This is a genomic window from Bacillus sp. FJAT-22090 (genome assembly GCF_007676755.1).
GTDB lineage: Bacteria > Bacillota > Bacilli > Bacillales_A > Planococcaceae > Psychrobacillus.
The window spans coordinates 42,278-56,614 of sequence record NZ_VEBK01000002.1 but is presented as its reverse complement, the minus strand read 5'-3'; the positions used below and the strand labels follow the sequence as shown (position 1 = coordinate 56,614).

The following is a 14,337-nucleotide window of genomic DNA, read 5'->3' as shown; positions in this document are numbered from 1 at the left end:
TATTAAGAAACTCTTTTCCCTAAACCAAAAAGCCCATTCTCTCTGCAAATAAAAAGAGAATGGACTTTTCTTTACATCTTTAAATTATCAAAAACCTGTTAACAACATGTATTTTAGTTATTATGCTCAAGAAATTGGTAAATAACCATCATTTCTTGCTTATTCAACTCACGTATACGTTTGAAAATTTGAAGATCCATAATAGGGTCAGAGTCTAGACTTTCGGTACTAACATCACTAACTTTACCAGTTAGCCATGTTTCAACATCTATACCTTCGACAACCTCTTTAAGTCCTTCGTTATTAATACCAGTTTCTTTACAACTTACACAAGGTATCGTTAATTTAAATACACCATCATGGAGGTTATCCTCCGTAATGACTTTCTTTCCATTGCAGAATGGGCATGGATGACTTTTCTTTATTTTATTTATTAAAGTGACAATTTTTTTATACCTCAATGCTTCATAGACATACGTTAGTTTTTTGTATTTTCCAGTGGTGAAGTACTTATCAATGATGTTTTCTCTTGTCTCTGTGATATTAGGAAAATCACAGATCGTAATTCGATTATTCCTGCTGATTTCCTCGATATTGCTGCTAATACTATTCCAAAATGGCAAAGCATTTTGTAAAACAATTTCATAGTGCGCAAAGCTTGCTAACTCTAGTTCGAACATTTTCAAAGCGACTTGTGTTTCTCTAGGTAGTAAGGAGACATCTTCTATCAATGTCATTTTTCCTCCGACAATAGATTTTAATTTAACTAGTTCAGGTAACGCTCCTACTGTTTTCAATACTACTTCAAGCGGTTGCTGTATGATTTCACGAATATCTGTATCGCTAAACTTAAGTTGTTTATGATGCTTCAACACAGATCCTTCGCAAATCGGACAAGTAATCATCTCTTTGGACTCTTTCATATGCTCTTTAATAATCGATTTCGAAATGAACATATACATCCCGATAATATTATTAAAGCCTGTCCAAGTTCTACGTGTCTTTCCTGCTTTATCATAAAAAGACTTTTCCCAATATCCATATAAAAATGTATGCTTTTCTGCATCGGTCATCTCGTTATAGCTTTTACTTATATCTTGACCAAGCTCATTCTTAATCTCTTCAAAAAGGAATTCCAATTTTGGGTATTGATAATGCTTTAATACTTCCATCACATCAGGATGCAATAATCCATCCCAAAACGGTGTATTCTTGTCTTGAATTACGACATCAAAATTGAATTTTTCTATCACCCCTCGTCCTGAGCAGCTTGGACAATGATTGTCTTGATAATAGAAATCGAAGCTTCTAGTATCTCTATTGGTTGAATGTGACGCCACAATGTGATTGATTAATCCACCTATTTCATAGAGAAAAGTATATTGACTATATAGGTGACGTTCAAGATCAATAGCGATAACAGGTGCAATTATGTCCGAATCATATTCACCGTAGATCAAGCGAGCCATTGAAGATAAACTTTTTAAAATACCGCCTTTATAAACATTTTCTGCTTCTTTAAAATAGTTAATATGATTGTCTTTTAAGTAATTAACCCCATTTTGTTGATTGATTGTTGAAGGAATATGCAATGAAGAAACTTGATCCTCACTATGTTGGCTGTGAAAATAATCATCATGACTAACAACGTCAAGCCGTTCTATAGGTTCAAGCTGCCTTTTACCAAAATCGATAATGAAATCAGAGTTCTCTAGCATGTAAGCATTATGTTCAATCATTATCATGGAGACAGATTTATCTTGCAGAATGCCCCTTACACTATCAATAAATTGATTTAGAATGTTTTGTGATAAACCTTTTGAAGGCTCATCAAAAATAAAAAGTGTATGTGGGTTTCTGGAGTTGGTAAAAAGCTCAGAAACTAAATGAACACATTGAAATTCACCCGTCGATAAAGATTGTGTTTTTCTTTCCAGCGTCAAATAACCAAGCCCAAGTTTGATCAATAAACTTAAGCGTTTATGAACAATATCTTCCTTCGGCAGTTCCTCAATAATATCTTCTATCGAGCGCTCGAAAATATCATTAATATCTTCACTATATTTTGTAAGTTTCTTTTTAATATCAAGAAACGTCGCAACTGTAGACCTACTAGTAATCGATTGGTTTCGATCTTGTCCAACCATAACTAGCTTATCTTTGGGATATCGCTTTTGAAAATCTTTCGCTATACACTCATTGACAAGTGTTGATTTGCCACATCCAGACTCTCCGGTGAATGTGACAATTCTGTTTTTAGGAATCTGCATTTCAGCCATTTGAATATTTCGACAGTAAAGGTCATGAAACTGATAGAATTCTATTGGCATTTCCTGATTTAGTTCACCGACAATCGGCTTTGGTCGCGGAGATTCTTCCACGATTTTCCCGCCGTATTTACCACTACCAGGTCCAAAGAACAATTGAGTTTCCGCTGCGTTTAGAACAGTGTCAGAATGGTCTATAACCCAGATTTGATTCTTACATCCTAATTGTTGAATCTCTTCTAAAATTTTTAATAGGGTTTGATGATCCAGACCAACTGAAATCTCATCGATAATTATTACGGTATTTTCACTGGAAGACATAAATTCTGCCAAGTAAAGTCTTGTTAACTCTCCACCTGACAATGTACCCATAATGCGATTTAATGTTAAATAGCCGATATTCATATTAATAATGTTTTTAAGAATATGTTGTTTCGCTTCACTAATATGTAATTCTTCTCCAAGCGAAAGTATTGTTTCGATACTTAAGTTATTGATGTCGGATATACTATGTGGCCTCGTCAATAATTCAATCTTTCTTTGTTCTACTTCAAGATTATAACGCTTGCCCTCACACTTTTTACATTCAACATTTTTGGTTGTGCCGCGTCCTTTACAATCAGGACACCAGCCTAACGCATTATTAAAGGAGAAAACTTCAGGAGACAGATTAAACTTTTCAGCAAGCCTCTCTCGAATCTCTTTAAAAACTCCAGTATGCGTCCCAATCGTCGAACGTGGATTGGAAGAGATAGATGATTTTCCAAGGAAAAGTACTAAAGGAATTTCTTCCATCTTTATGCTACTAAAATTGGTTTCCATAATATCGGGAAATAAATACTGATATTCTGCTTTTGGTAATAAGGAAACGAGACGTTTCTTGGATTCTTCTCCAATTGTCTGACAAAAAGTTGTTTTCCCAGACCCCGACAAACCAGCAATTCCTAATGATTTGTCTACTGGTAGGACTGCATCTAATCTGTTGATATTATTCGCAATTAATTGATTTATCTTCATAGGAACATCCTCTCTATTGTCTAATTTAGTATCGCCATTTTAGTTAAATTTAAATGAGCTGCATGTATACTTTTATTTTTAAAAATGGTTTGCACTATAGGGATAGCGTGTTTTAACAGGTAACCACTATGACTTTCTCTGCTTGCGGACGTTTTCCGTCGGATGAGCGATGAGCCACCCCCCGCCGCTTAGGCATCGTTGGGCTGTCTCATTTGCCCACAGCGGAACAAAGGCTAAGATCGCCACATCGTGTGGCAACGCCTTCGTGACCAACATCTTGTTGGTCTCGGCAGGAGTCGCCTCCAGCAGAGAAAATCAAATAAATGGACTAGGGTAACCAATCGGTTATCGAAAATTACTCGTGAAAGCAACTAATTCATAACTTAGCAAGTTTATTGGGAGAAAACCGATTATGATTTCCCGATTTGATAGGGGCAATGTGCCACAAATTTATTGCTATCCGAGCATAAAGTTCCATCCGTTCAAAATGTTGCGCATCCGGTCTATAATGTTGCGAGTAACGACTGAAATGTTGCGCAATATTGAATGGACCATCTTACACATGTTGATTAAGCAGATACTATAGGGGAAATGCATGGTTATCAATGTCCGCAAGCCTTTCTGTGGAGAATTGGTTGCGCTCGTTGTCGATCTGGTTGCTTTCAAGCGCAAACTGGTTGCGTTGCCTATTGAATTGGTTGCTTTCAAGTGACAATTGGTCTCGCTAAGCCATTTCCTAACTTTTAATGGCTAATAAATACAGATAAAAGCGCCTATTTTGATGGATTGGAGCGAAAAGGGCGGCGACTCCAGTGGGATCAAGTGAGTAAGATGAGACTTCACATCGACCGCCGAAGCGGACGGTGAAGGCTCATCACTCATCCCACGGAAAGCGTCCGTCCTTCAGCGGAAATCCAAGCGGACACTTCCTTAAGACGCATTATCTCAATACTGTGTTTAATGTAAAATAGAGAGGCTTACTTTTATGATTGGAGAATATTATTCGCATAACGCTATTCTTAAAATCTACAAAGCAACGAAAAAGCACAATTCTTACTACGGAATTGCGCCCTATTGTTTATAAATAGTTTAATTGTGTAAAATAATTAAAAGAAATCATAGTATATTTCTATTTAACTGATATTTTTTAGAGAAGCTGACATCCATTACAAAGTAGCTAACAATTTTTCAAGCTTATCATTCATATTAGACCAACCATATTTAGCTCCCTCAATTGCTCCTTTTCGAGCTTTTGTTTCCTCGCTAAATCCTGTTTGATCAAGATGGAGATGAATAGTCCCATCAGAACCCTCACTCAAAGTCCATGTAACGGTAGTGCTTTCTCCAGCACTTAGCCAAGTATAAGATAATTTATGAGGCTCTTCCACTTCAAGAACTTCCCCATTTACAATTCCGTCCCACCATTCGGAAGGCTCTGCTCGAAATTGAAATTTATACCCAACAATTGGTTTAAAATTATTATCCCATATCCATTTCGCAAGCATATCCGAGTCTATTAAAGCATTCCACACCTGTTCGATTGAGCTTGTATATTGAAAATCTAAAGATACGTCTGGTTTCATTTTTCTTCCTCCAATAATAGATTTAATTTAATCATTCTTTCTCTCCAGAATCCTTCATAAAAAGAAACCCAATCTTGAATTTCTCGGAGAGGAGTCGCATTCAACCGATACCTTGTTTCTCTCCCAACTTTTCTAGCAATTACGAGATCAGCTTCTTTAAGAATAACCAAATGCTTAGAAACTGCTGTACGTCCCATTTGAAAATGAACAGTTATTTCATGTAGTGGTAATTCCTCAACGTCTGCCAACAATCGAAGTATTTTACGTCTTGTTGGATCCGCAACTGCACCATAAACATCTCTCACTTGACTATCTTCGTTCAAAATCACCCCCACCTTTTCTTTAATATTTCCTGTTAGGCCAATACTTATACCAATAGGACACCATTTGTTGTCTCATTCATCATACGCAACCAATTGGTGTCCAGTCAAGCATCTTTGCTTTTCTATTTCTCTGAGCAGCAGAATCTACAATAAGGCTAACGAAAAAGGCAATTGGGTATAATCGTTCCATTCTAATGGCATCCTATCTAATCTCTTTAGATGAAGCAATTTACAGTAGAACTAGTTGGGAAGGTAACCGATATTCTTTCTTTTACATATTGTAGAGTGATACATGGAATAAGGAGGATACTTCTAGTGGTTAACCCTATGTATGGACAACGAGTTTCCGTTGAACAGGCAGTACAAATTGCGTTACAAAGAATCCCAGGGCAAGTTATGCATGTAGATTTGGATATGGAAAATGGACTTTTAGTATACGAGGTCTTTATTGCCACTGCTCAAAACAGAGTATATGAAGTGGAAGTTAATGCGAAAACAGGAGCAATAGTCGATATCGATGAGGAAAGCAGTATATTCTAAACACACTCTTACTCCCCCTTCTATTTATTGAAGAGGGAGTATTTTTTATTGAATATAATATTTTAAAGAGTCCAAAAAGCAGCACCTAATAATAGGTGCATATATTCATTTTAAGCTATTTTAATTAAATCACATATAATACCTCGTTAATCGCAATATACAGGCTTTAAAAGATCTAAAAATAGCGTTTAAGACTGTATTTAAACTACAGAAACTCTCACATTTAACATTAATTTATGGTATATTAGTAATAGGAGTTTTATCATTTCATTATAAAATCAATATCAAAAAAGTACCTGGCTCTAGGAGGAATTTAATGACTATAACTATTATTACTCTAGCAATCCTTGCAGTGTTTGTAGGAGCATTGATGAGAACAGTGTTTGGTTTTGGGGAAGCAATCGTGAGTATGCCTTTACTTGCTCTTCTTCCAATCCCTCTTCATACTTCTGTATCTTTGATTGGACTAGCAGGGCTAACCGTTGCAGCACTTACAGTCGTCAGTGGCTGGCGCCATATCGAACGACCTGTTTTGATTCGATTAGCTATTTCTACAGTAATCGGCATTCCAGTTGGGCTAGTAATGCTACACCTAGCCCCTACTATTGTAATTACAACGGCTCTTGGAATTTTCTTGGTTTCTTACGGTGTATACTCATTGCTTAAGAAAAGGATTTTTAAAGCAATTGATCGTCCTTTACTTCTTGCCAAGGGGTGGGTGCTACCTTTTGGCTTTGCCTCGGGTGCTTTAGGCAGTGCCTATAATTTTAACGGGGTACCAATTGTAGTTTATGGTACTTTACGTCAATGGGACCCGAATCGTTTTCGAGGTACATTACAAGCTCACTTTCTTATATCCGGTCTATTAATTGTAACTGGGCATGCACTTGGGGGATTGTGGACGTTTGATTCTTTAAAACTTTATGCGTTTTCTCTACCCGCAATTCTTTTAGCTACAATGATTGGTGTATTCTTCAATAAACGCATCCCTGCTAAAAAATTTGAACATTACTTATTTATCATGATAATTGGACTTGGAATTCTCCTGCTAATACCTAACGGGCAGCATTAACGTTAGATCAACTTTCTTTAGACTCTTCTCTCGAACGGTTAATTTATTTGTAACCGTTGACCTTCTTCCTACATATTGTAAGATGATACTTTCTGTCGAGGAGGATATTTAAATGGTTAACCCTATGTATGGACAACGTATTTCAACAGAACAAGCTGTGCAAATTGCACTTCAACAAGTATCCGGAGAGGTAATGCATATAGATTTAGACATGGAAAATGGTCTCTTAGTCTATGAAGTGTTCATTTTAACACCACCAAATACTATTTATGAAGTAGAAGTTAACGCTAAAACAGGAAAGATAGTAAAAATAGAACAAGAAAATGATTTTGATTAATTCATTTTATAAAGGCAATGGTGCAAAAGTTAAAATTAATCCTTTTAGATAAATTATATCTAAAGGGATTAATTTTTTATAAATAGATTTTAAATTGTTATTTAAAGAAAATCATATGATTTTTTTCTTGTTTGTAATAATTCATCCTGTCTTCTAAAGTGCCAGTATGGAATTCAAATTTATGCCCGTCCGGATCAGTAAAATAAATGGATTTTTTATCTTTTTCGTCTCTAGCACGCCCTTGAAGAATATTTATGTTCATGCCCATTAATTTTTCATATGTATGCTCAAATTCTGCTTCGTCAATGGAAAAAGCTATATGTGTATATGATTCCTTTATTTCATTGCGTGGAATGGCTTTTTCCTCATTTAAAGCAAGCCACATTCCTTGAAGATCAAAATAGGCTGTGCTGTTTCCTCTCATTAAAAGTTGTGCATTGAATACGTTTTGATAAAAGTTGATGGAGTTTTCTAAATCAGAAACAGAAAACAAGAAGTGACTCAAACCTTTAATCGTCATTCAAACATCTCCTGGCTTTCTCTATTTCTATTTATTCTTTTAACTAAAACTAAATCTTTTTCATTAAAAGCAAGTTTGTAAATATCCGGAATTTTAAGCTGTTCCCAAAAGTGCATATTATATTTTCGGTCGAAATGGTTCATTATGAGCACCATGATATTACCATGTGTACCTATCGCAATATTTTGCCCTTTATATTTTTCTATTATCTCCAAGGTTGCGTGAACTCCTCTTGCTTGAGCAAAGTTGTTTGACTCTCCTCCCTCTAAAGAAAGATTGAAATCAGACCATACTTTTAAAATAGCCTCGTTAAAGTTTGCAATAGGATATTTAGATAACATACGCTCCCGAAGATCTTCCACAATTTCTATTTCTTTATTCAGGTTTTTGGCAACCCCTTCGACGGTTTGTATTGCACGTTTATATGGACTAGATATGACATGATGAATATCCTCTAATTTTAATTGTTCTGTAATTAGCTTCGCATCTTCAAAACCTCTCTCGGATAAAGGTCTTTCTAGTTCATCAGGTGTAAATGTAGAATGGGCATGTCGGACAAAATATAAATTCGTAATCAACGCTTTTCAACTCCTAAGTTTTATATTTTCATACACTGCATAAATTATTTTTAGACTTTTGCATTCCTCTTCATACTCTTAGAGCGAATGTTTGCTCTGTGCTTATAATTACTCCCACTCATAAGGTGTTTCCTGGTATACATAATAGTTTAACCAGTTCGAAAATAATAAGTGCGTATGTGAACGCCATGTATTTAAAGGCGATTTAGTTGGATCATCATGCGGAAAATAATTTTTGGGAACATCGATAGCAATCCCTTTATTAATGTCCCGATTATACTCTTCTGCAAGTGTTGTAGCATCATATTCTAAATGTCCAGTAATCATGATATTTTTTTCATCATTTGAGATAACTAAGAAAACTCCCGCATCGTCTGAATAAGAAAGAAGATTAAGTCGTGAATCGTTTTTAATTTTGTCATAGGAAACTGAAGTGTAGCGAGAAACTGGGGCATAAAATTCATCATTAAACCCTCGCACTAGGTTGACGGTTGGATCAGATAATCGATGGTCAAACACCCCAAAACATTTTTCTGACAACTCATTTTTATTAATTCCATAATGATAATATAATGCAGCTTGAGCACCCCAACAAATATGTAAAACGGACGTCACATTGGTTTTCGTCCACTCCATAATCTGAGTCATCTCATCCCAATAATTCACCTTTTCAAATTGTAGATGTTCTATGGGAGCTCCCGTAATAATCATACCGTCATATTTTCGCTGTTTGACCTCTTCAAATGAAGTATAAAATGTGTCTAAATGGGTTCTACTTACATTTTTCGATTCATGTGTTGCAGTATGCATAAAAGTAACATTCACTTGTAATGGGGTATTTCCCAGTAGTCTCAGAAGTTGTAGTTCTGTTTTTTCCTTTTCAGGCATTAAATTCAAAATAATTATATTCAGCGGACGAATGTCTTGTTTACCAGCTCGTTCTTCATCCATCACAAAAATCTTCTCTTCTTTTAATAATTTTGTTGCGGGCAATTGCTTTGGCACATTAATCGGCATTGTCTGTCTCTTCCTTTCTTTATTTTACTATGTAACTTAAAAAAACCTCCTTTCTTAAAGATAAGAAAAGAGGGTTTATTGATAGCTCTCCATTCTTATCTCTCAAGACAAAAAATCTCGTAGGAGTTAGCACCTTTCTGAAATGTCAGAGGTTGCTGAAGCTTCACAGGGCCATTTCCCTCAGCTTCTCTTGATAAGAATATTTAATTTGTGTAGAAACATACTGAATCGACTTAAATCTACTAAATATTATCATGCGAAAAATGGTTGCGCAACTATTAAAAATAATTAGGAAATATACAGTTAAAGATTATTATTCCTTTCTTCTAGTTAGCTTCTTCAACCGTTTCTAAAATTTGATCAGTAGATGCAGCTGTACCTGGCAAAGAGCGCTTAGTTAAATGTTTGGCCGCTTCGATGGTAGACGTTGCTTTTATTTAATCAGGAAACTCTCAACCCTTTTATTGCAAGGATAAATTCATATACAAAGTACCCTCCAAAACCTATTAATATAAATCCAGCAATGATGGATATCCATTTTATAACAGAACGATTCATGACCTTCCTTGTAAGGGCGATAATAGTAAGCAAACCAACATCATGTAATAGAATACCTGCTAATATACCTGCTCCTACTATTAAAAACTTTGTTGGCTGGGTCATATCATATGAATCGGAAAGCACAGCTCCAAAAACGGAGATCCAAAATACAAGATTTCCTGGTGAAATTGCTACAATTAAACCATTAAGATAGGAGCTAAAGAAAGATTTATTTGGTTTTTCTCCTTTTAATGTAATATCCTGATCTGAATTTTTTATAGAATCATAGCCCAAAAATACTAAGAAACATGCACCAATAAGCCACATTGGTATTTGAATGTAAGGAATAGAAAGTATGGATGCTAAACCCATGTATAATGCAATAATTAAAAGAAAATCGATTGTCATTCCACCTAGTCCTACAGCCCATCCATGCATAAACCCGTTTTTTAGGCCTTGCTTTGTCATTTCGACGGTCATTGCCCCCACAGGCATTGCAATTGCAAGACCTGCTAAAAGATACGTAAAAAATAAACTCAACCAAAACACTTCTTTCCCAAAGGATCCCTTCATACGTCCGTTTATATTCATATATTAGCACAAAATTTTTAATAGTTAATCTAATTTTTGCATTTTAATTCAATAGGAGATTATTTTAACGAGTTTGAAGTAATTGTTTCATAGTACGCAATATAGGGATAATGCGTCTTAAGGAAGTGTCCGCTTGGATTTCCGCTGAAGGACGGACGCTTTCCACGGGGTGAGCGATGAGCCTTCACCGCCCGCTCAAGCATTCGATGTGAAGTCTCATTTAACTCACTGGATCCCGTTGGAGTCGCCGTCCTTCAGCTCCAATCCGTCCAAATAGACGTTTTTATCTGTATTTATTAGCCATTAAAAGTTAGGAAATGGCTTAACGAGACCAATTGTCACTTGAAAGCAACCAATTCAATAGGCAACGCAACCAGTTTTAGCTTGAAAGCAACCAGATCGACAACGAGCGCAACCAATTCTTCAAGTAAGGCTTGCGGACATTGATAACCATGCACTTTACTTAAGTTTACGCTTAATTTACATGGATTAGATCGTACATTAAATTTGCGCAACATATCAGACGATACTCGCAACTTTATAGACCGGATGCGCAACATTTTGAATGGATGAAGCTATTATACTCGGATAGCAATAAATTTGTGACACATTGCCCCTATAATGCTGGGAAATCATAATCGGTTTTCTCCCAATATACCTGCTATGTTATGAATTAGTTGCTTCCACGAGTAACTTTCGATAACCGATTGGTTACACTAGTCCATTTATTGGATTTACATACAAAAAAGTGATAATTTTTTTAGCAAGTCGATACTGGGAGATAAGCATTTTCTTTGATTTTCTCTGCCGGAGGCGACTCCTGCCGAGGCCAACAAGATGTTGGTCACGAAGGCGTTGCCACACGATGTGGCGATCTTAGCCTTTGTTCCACTGTGGGCAAATGAGACACCCCAACGACGCCTAAGCGGCGGGGGTGGCTCATCGCCCACCCGGAGGAAAGCGTCCGAAAGCAGAGAAAATCATAGTGGTTACCTGTTAAGACGCACTATCCCTAATCAACGTCCTTTTGATAAAAACTGTTTTTTTATAACTCTTTTTCCATCCATGCTTCCAATAACTTATCTAAAATTTCTTCTTTTTGTTTCTTACTTTCCACCAATCGCTCATAGTTCTCCCAATCATCTTCCTTTTCGATTTGTTGAACTAATAATTTGATTTCTGTTTCTACTATAGCAATTTTCTCATCAATTGCTTCGTCTTGTACTGTTTTTAAATTGGTCGGTTTAAACCGTTCTTTTATTGTAACTAATTCTATTGGATCTAGATCCTTTTTTAATTCCTCCCATTTTTCACGAGCCCATTCATATGGGCCTTCAAAAGTCGTTAATTGTCCTTTTTCTAACCAAGCAGTTCTAGGAAAAAGCTTATTTAGAAAATAGCGGTCATGTGACACCGCTAATATTGTGCCTTGGAAGTCTTCCAGTGCATCCTCCAATACTTCCCTAGAATCTATATCTAGATGGTTGGTCGGTTCATCTAATATTAAAAGATTGATATCTTGATGCATGAGCTGAGCAAGACGGAGACGCATACGTTCCCCACCACTTAGGTCACCAACTCGTTTAAACACATCCGGTCCATAGAACATAAACTTTGCTAAAATATGACGAGCTTCCCCTTCAAATACATTTACTTCACTTCTAAAAACATCAATGAGCCGTGCTTTTGTATCAATCACTTCAAAATGCTGTGATAGAAACCCAACACGGACATTACTACCTAGACGTGCTTTTCCGCTATCCAACGGTATGTCACCGCGAAGCACATTTAATATCGTCGATTTTCCAGTACCATTTCGACCAACGATAGCGAGACGTTCTTTCCAGTACACATTCAAACATGCTTTTTGTAGAAGCACTTTGTCCCCAAATGATTTATACACACCTTCCATCACAACGACTTCTTTTCCACTTCTAGGTGCAACTTCAAAAGACAAACCCATCTTTTTCGGATCTATCAGGGGTTTTCTTACTTTTTCCATTCGCTCCAATGCCCTCTCCATATTTCTTGCTTGACGATGGAGTCCGGCGTTCGGTGGTACAGCTTCGTTTGCCCATATTTTTAATCGTTTGATTGCTTCTTTCATTTTTTTTATCTTCTTTTGTTGTTCTTCATACTCCAGGAACTCACGCATAATTCTTTCTTCTTTTTCAACGGTAAATGAAGAGTAGCTTCCGTGATATAAAGTTAATTCGCCTTCCTCTAAATCAGCAACTTTCGTAACAACTTTATCTAAAAAGTATCGATCGTGAGAAATGATGACTACGGTTCCTCCATAGACCACAAGATACTCTTCTAACCATTCCACAGCAAATAAATCCAAATGATTAGTTGGCTCATCCAGCAGTAATAGATCAGGTTTTGTTAATAATAGCTTACCAAGCATGATCTTAGTCTGTTCCCCACCACTCAAACTTGAAAAAGATTGATGGACAAAGTTTGCTAGTTGAAGTCCTTGAATTACCTTATCGATTTCAGACTCCATTAAATAACCGCCAAGATTTGTGAATTTTTCTTGTATATCACCATAGTTTCGCAATAATATATCCATGTTTTCAGTCTCTGAATTAGATAACTTCATTTCAAGTTGTTTCATCATTGATTGTAATTCGTTTAATGTTTGGAAAGCACTGCCCAACACGTCATATCCCGTGATATCAACTGTAAAAGAAGGTATTTGCGCTAAATAACCAATTTTAGTTCCCTTTTTAAAATGTATGCTTCCTTCGTCTGGAGCTTCAATCCCCGCTATTAGTTTGAAAAGTGTCGTTTTCCCAGAACCGTTTCTTCCAACAATCCCAAGTCTATCTCCAGTTTTGATGGATAAAGAGAGATCTTGAAAAATCGTATTTCCTCCAAGCATTTTGCTAATTTCTTGTATTGTACATATCACTTTAATCGCTTCCTCTCAAGTTAGATACAGCTGGAAGCATTACTTTTCTCCATGAAAAAAAGACTGCCTGAAATGCAGTCTTTTCCATAAAAATATGGTTCAGAAAGAATGACTTTATCAGCTGTGAAATTCATTAATTTTGCTAAAAAAGGGCAGACCTATCCCGTTGGCAGCAATTTCATGAGTAATCGCACAAGATGTGGATAAAAATTCCAGTAAAAATCTACGTGCATTCACAGTGTTTTTCATTCTTTCTTCACCTCCGTTCTTCTTTCTTTAAATTAATTTTATCATCAATTTTCTAATAATTCAATCGTTTTTTACTTTGGTTTCTCAAAACTCGGATCATTTAATAACCCACCAGTATTCGGAACTCCTAAGTCATTTTCTTCATTCACCTCTTCATTACCCGTGTTCGGAACATCCTGGTCTTGACCATTTATTTGCGTCTCGGGATTTGCGGGGTCATTAGAGTTTCGGTTAAAGCCACATGCAGAAAGTACAATTATTACTAGTAAAAGTAATGAAATTCTTTTGGCCATCTATTTTCCTCCTATTTTTTTATTAGATTGCACAGATTTAACAGCTTTATGCACAAGATTAAAACTTCAGTAAAATTACTGAAGTTTTAATCTTTCCTATTCTTCTATATCAAAATAGATCTCATCTTCGTCACTAAACTCATTTCCATTTTCAAATAGGACAGTAGTTCTCAAGATAAGTTTAGATACTTCCTCCGTTCCATCCGGAATCCATCTTTCATCTGGCATAATCTCAAAAGGTATCATTTGCATATCTTTTGAAGCAACTGATCCGACCAATTCAATGGAGTGTTTGGATACCAATTCGGAAACAAGTTCGTTTTTAATTTTAAAAACTTCCAATTTAATATTTTCTACCGATTCATCGTCATGTACACCATCAATATAAATAGTGCCCGAAAGGTTTATTCCATGCTCGATAAACGGATGATCCACTACTGTATCAATTTTAATCGATTGTACTTTTATAGAAGACTCAAACTTCTTGGCCATTACT

General features: G+C 36.1%; 14 protein-coding genes and 1 riboswitch. Of the genes, 3 read left to right on the top strand and 11 right to left on the bottom strand.

Annotated elements, in window-relative coordinates:
• Positions 1 to 113: 113 nt before the first annotated feature.
• The 3 genes from FS486_RS02820 to FS486_RS02810 all read right to left on the bottom strand — a co-directional run bounded on the left by FS486_RS02820 (position 114) and on the right by FS486_RS02810 (position 5,190).
• Positions 114 to 3,284 (bottom strand): ATP-binding cassette domain-containing protein, encoded by a 3,171-nt coding sequence (locus tag FS486_RS02820; protein ID WP_144509748.1) that lies wholly within the window; start codon positions 3,282 to 3,284, stop codon positions 114 to 116.
• Positions 3,285 to 4,450: 1,166 nt separating this feature from the next.
• Positions 4,451 to 4,867 (bottom strand): SRPBCC family protein, encoded by a 417-nt coding sequence (locus tag FS486_RS02815; RefSeq protein WP_144509747.1) that lies wholly within the window; start codon positions 4,865 to 4,867, stop codon positions 4,451 to 4,453.
• Positions 4,864 to 5,190, bottom strand: a complete 327-nt coding sequence (locus FS486_RS02810; RefSeq protein ID WP_144509746.1) for an ArsR/SmtB family transcription factor — start codon at positions 5,188 to 5,190, stop codon at positions 4,864 to 4,866. Before FS486_RS02810 ends, FS486_RS02815 begins: the two co-directional genes overlap by 4 nt.
• A 315-nt stretch (positions 5,191 to 5,505) precedes the next feature.
• Here FS486_RS02810 and FS486_RS02805 point away from each other — a divergent pair, with 315 nt between their 5' ends.
• The 3 genes from FS486_RS02805 (at position 5,506) to FS486_RS02795 (ending at position 7,139) form a co-directional block, all read left to right on the top strand.
• Entirely contained in the window at positions 5,506 to 5,730 is a 225-nt protein-coding gene (locus FS486_RS02805) for a PepSY domain-containing protein (protein ID WP_313956966.1), read from the top strand.
• 316 nt (positions 5,731 to 6,046) lie between these two features.
• Entirely contained in the window at positions 6,047 to 6,802 is a 756-nt protein-coding gene (locus tag FS486_RS02800) for a sulfite exporter TauE/SafE family protein (RefSeq protein WP_144509745.1), read from the top strand.
• Between the two features lie 112 nt (positions 6,803 to 6,914).
• Positions 6,915 to 7,139 carry a PepSY domain-containing protein gene (locus FS486_RS02795; RefSeq protein WP_144509744.1) on the top strand — a complete coding sequence of 75 codons (225 nt, stop codon included), beginning with the start codon at positions 6,915 to 6,917 and terminating at the stop codon, positions 7,137 to 7,139.
• Positions 7,140 to 7,236: 97 nt separating this feature from the next.
• On the opposite strand, the gene fosB is transcribed toward FS486_RS02795, so the two are convergent.
• The 8 genes from fosB to FS486_RS02760 all read right to left on the bottom strand — a co-directional run bounded on the left by fosB (position 7,237) and on the right by FS486_RS02760 (position 14,333).
• Entirely contained in the window at positions 7,237 to 7,659 is a 423-nt protein-coding gene (fosB, locus tag FS486_RS02790) for a metallothiol transferase FosB (protein WP_144509743.1), read from the bottom strand.
• Positions 7,656 to 8,234 (bottom strand): histidine phosphatase family protein, encoded by a 579-nt coding sequence (locus FS486_RS02785; protein ID WP_144510207.1) that lies wholly within the window; start codon positions 8,232 to 8,234, stop codon positions 7,656 to 7,658. The genes fosB and FS486_RS02785 overlap by 4 nt, the downstream gene beginning before the upstream one ends.
• Before the next feature lie 111 nt (positions 8,235 to 8,345).
• Positions 8,346 to 9,254, bottom strand: a complete 909-nt coding sequence (metA, locus tag FS486_RS02780) for a homoserine O-acetyltransferase MetA (RefSeq protein ID WP_144509742.1) — start codon at positions 9,252 to 9,254, stop codon at positions 8,346 to 8,348.
• 92 nt (positions 9,255 to 9,346) lie between these two features.
• Positions 9,347 to 9,454, bottom strand: a riboswitch (SAM riboswitch).
• A 241-nt stretch (positions 9,455 to 9,695) separates the two neighbouring features.
• A complete protein-coding gene (locus FS486_RS02775; RefSeq protein WP_144509741.1) occupies positions 9,696 to 10,334 on the bottom strand; it encodes a LysE family translocator in 639 nt (212 codons plus the stop codon).
• Between the two features lie 1,096 nt (positions 10,335 to 11,430).
• Positions 11,431 to 13,269, bottom strand: a complete 1,839-nt coding sequence (abc-f, locus tag FS486_RS02770; protein ID WP_186321362.1) for a ribosomal protection-like ABC-F family protein — start codon at positions 13,267 to 13,269, stop codon at positions 11,431 to 11,433.
• Between the two features lie 147 nt (positions 13,270 to 13,416).
• A complete protein-coding gene (locus FS486_RS20550; RefSeq protein WP_313956965.1) occupies positions 13,417 to 13,548 on the bottom strand; it encodes an RAxF-45 family protein in 132 nt (43 codons plus the stop codon).
• Between the two features lie 71 nt (positions 13,549 to 13,619).
• The gene (locus FS486_RS02765) at positions 13,620 to 13,841 is read right to left on the bottom strand and encodes a hypothetical protein (protein WP_144509739.1); all 222 of its coding nucleotides are present in this window, start codon (positions 13,839 to 13,841) and stop codon (positions 13,620 to 13,622) included.
• 96 nt (positions 13,842 to 13,937) lie between these two features.
• Positions 13,938 to 14,333, bottom strand: coding sequence for a sporulation protein (locus FS486_RS02760; RefSeq protein WP_260857999.1), 396 nt, complete (start codon positions 14,331 to 14,333; stop codon positions 13,938 to 13,940).
• Between the last annotated feature and the right edge of the window lie 4 nt (positions 14,334 to 14,337).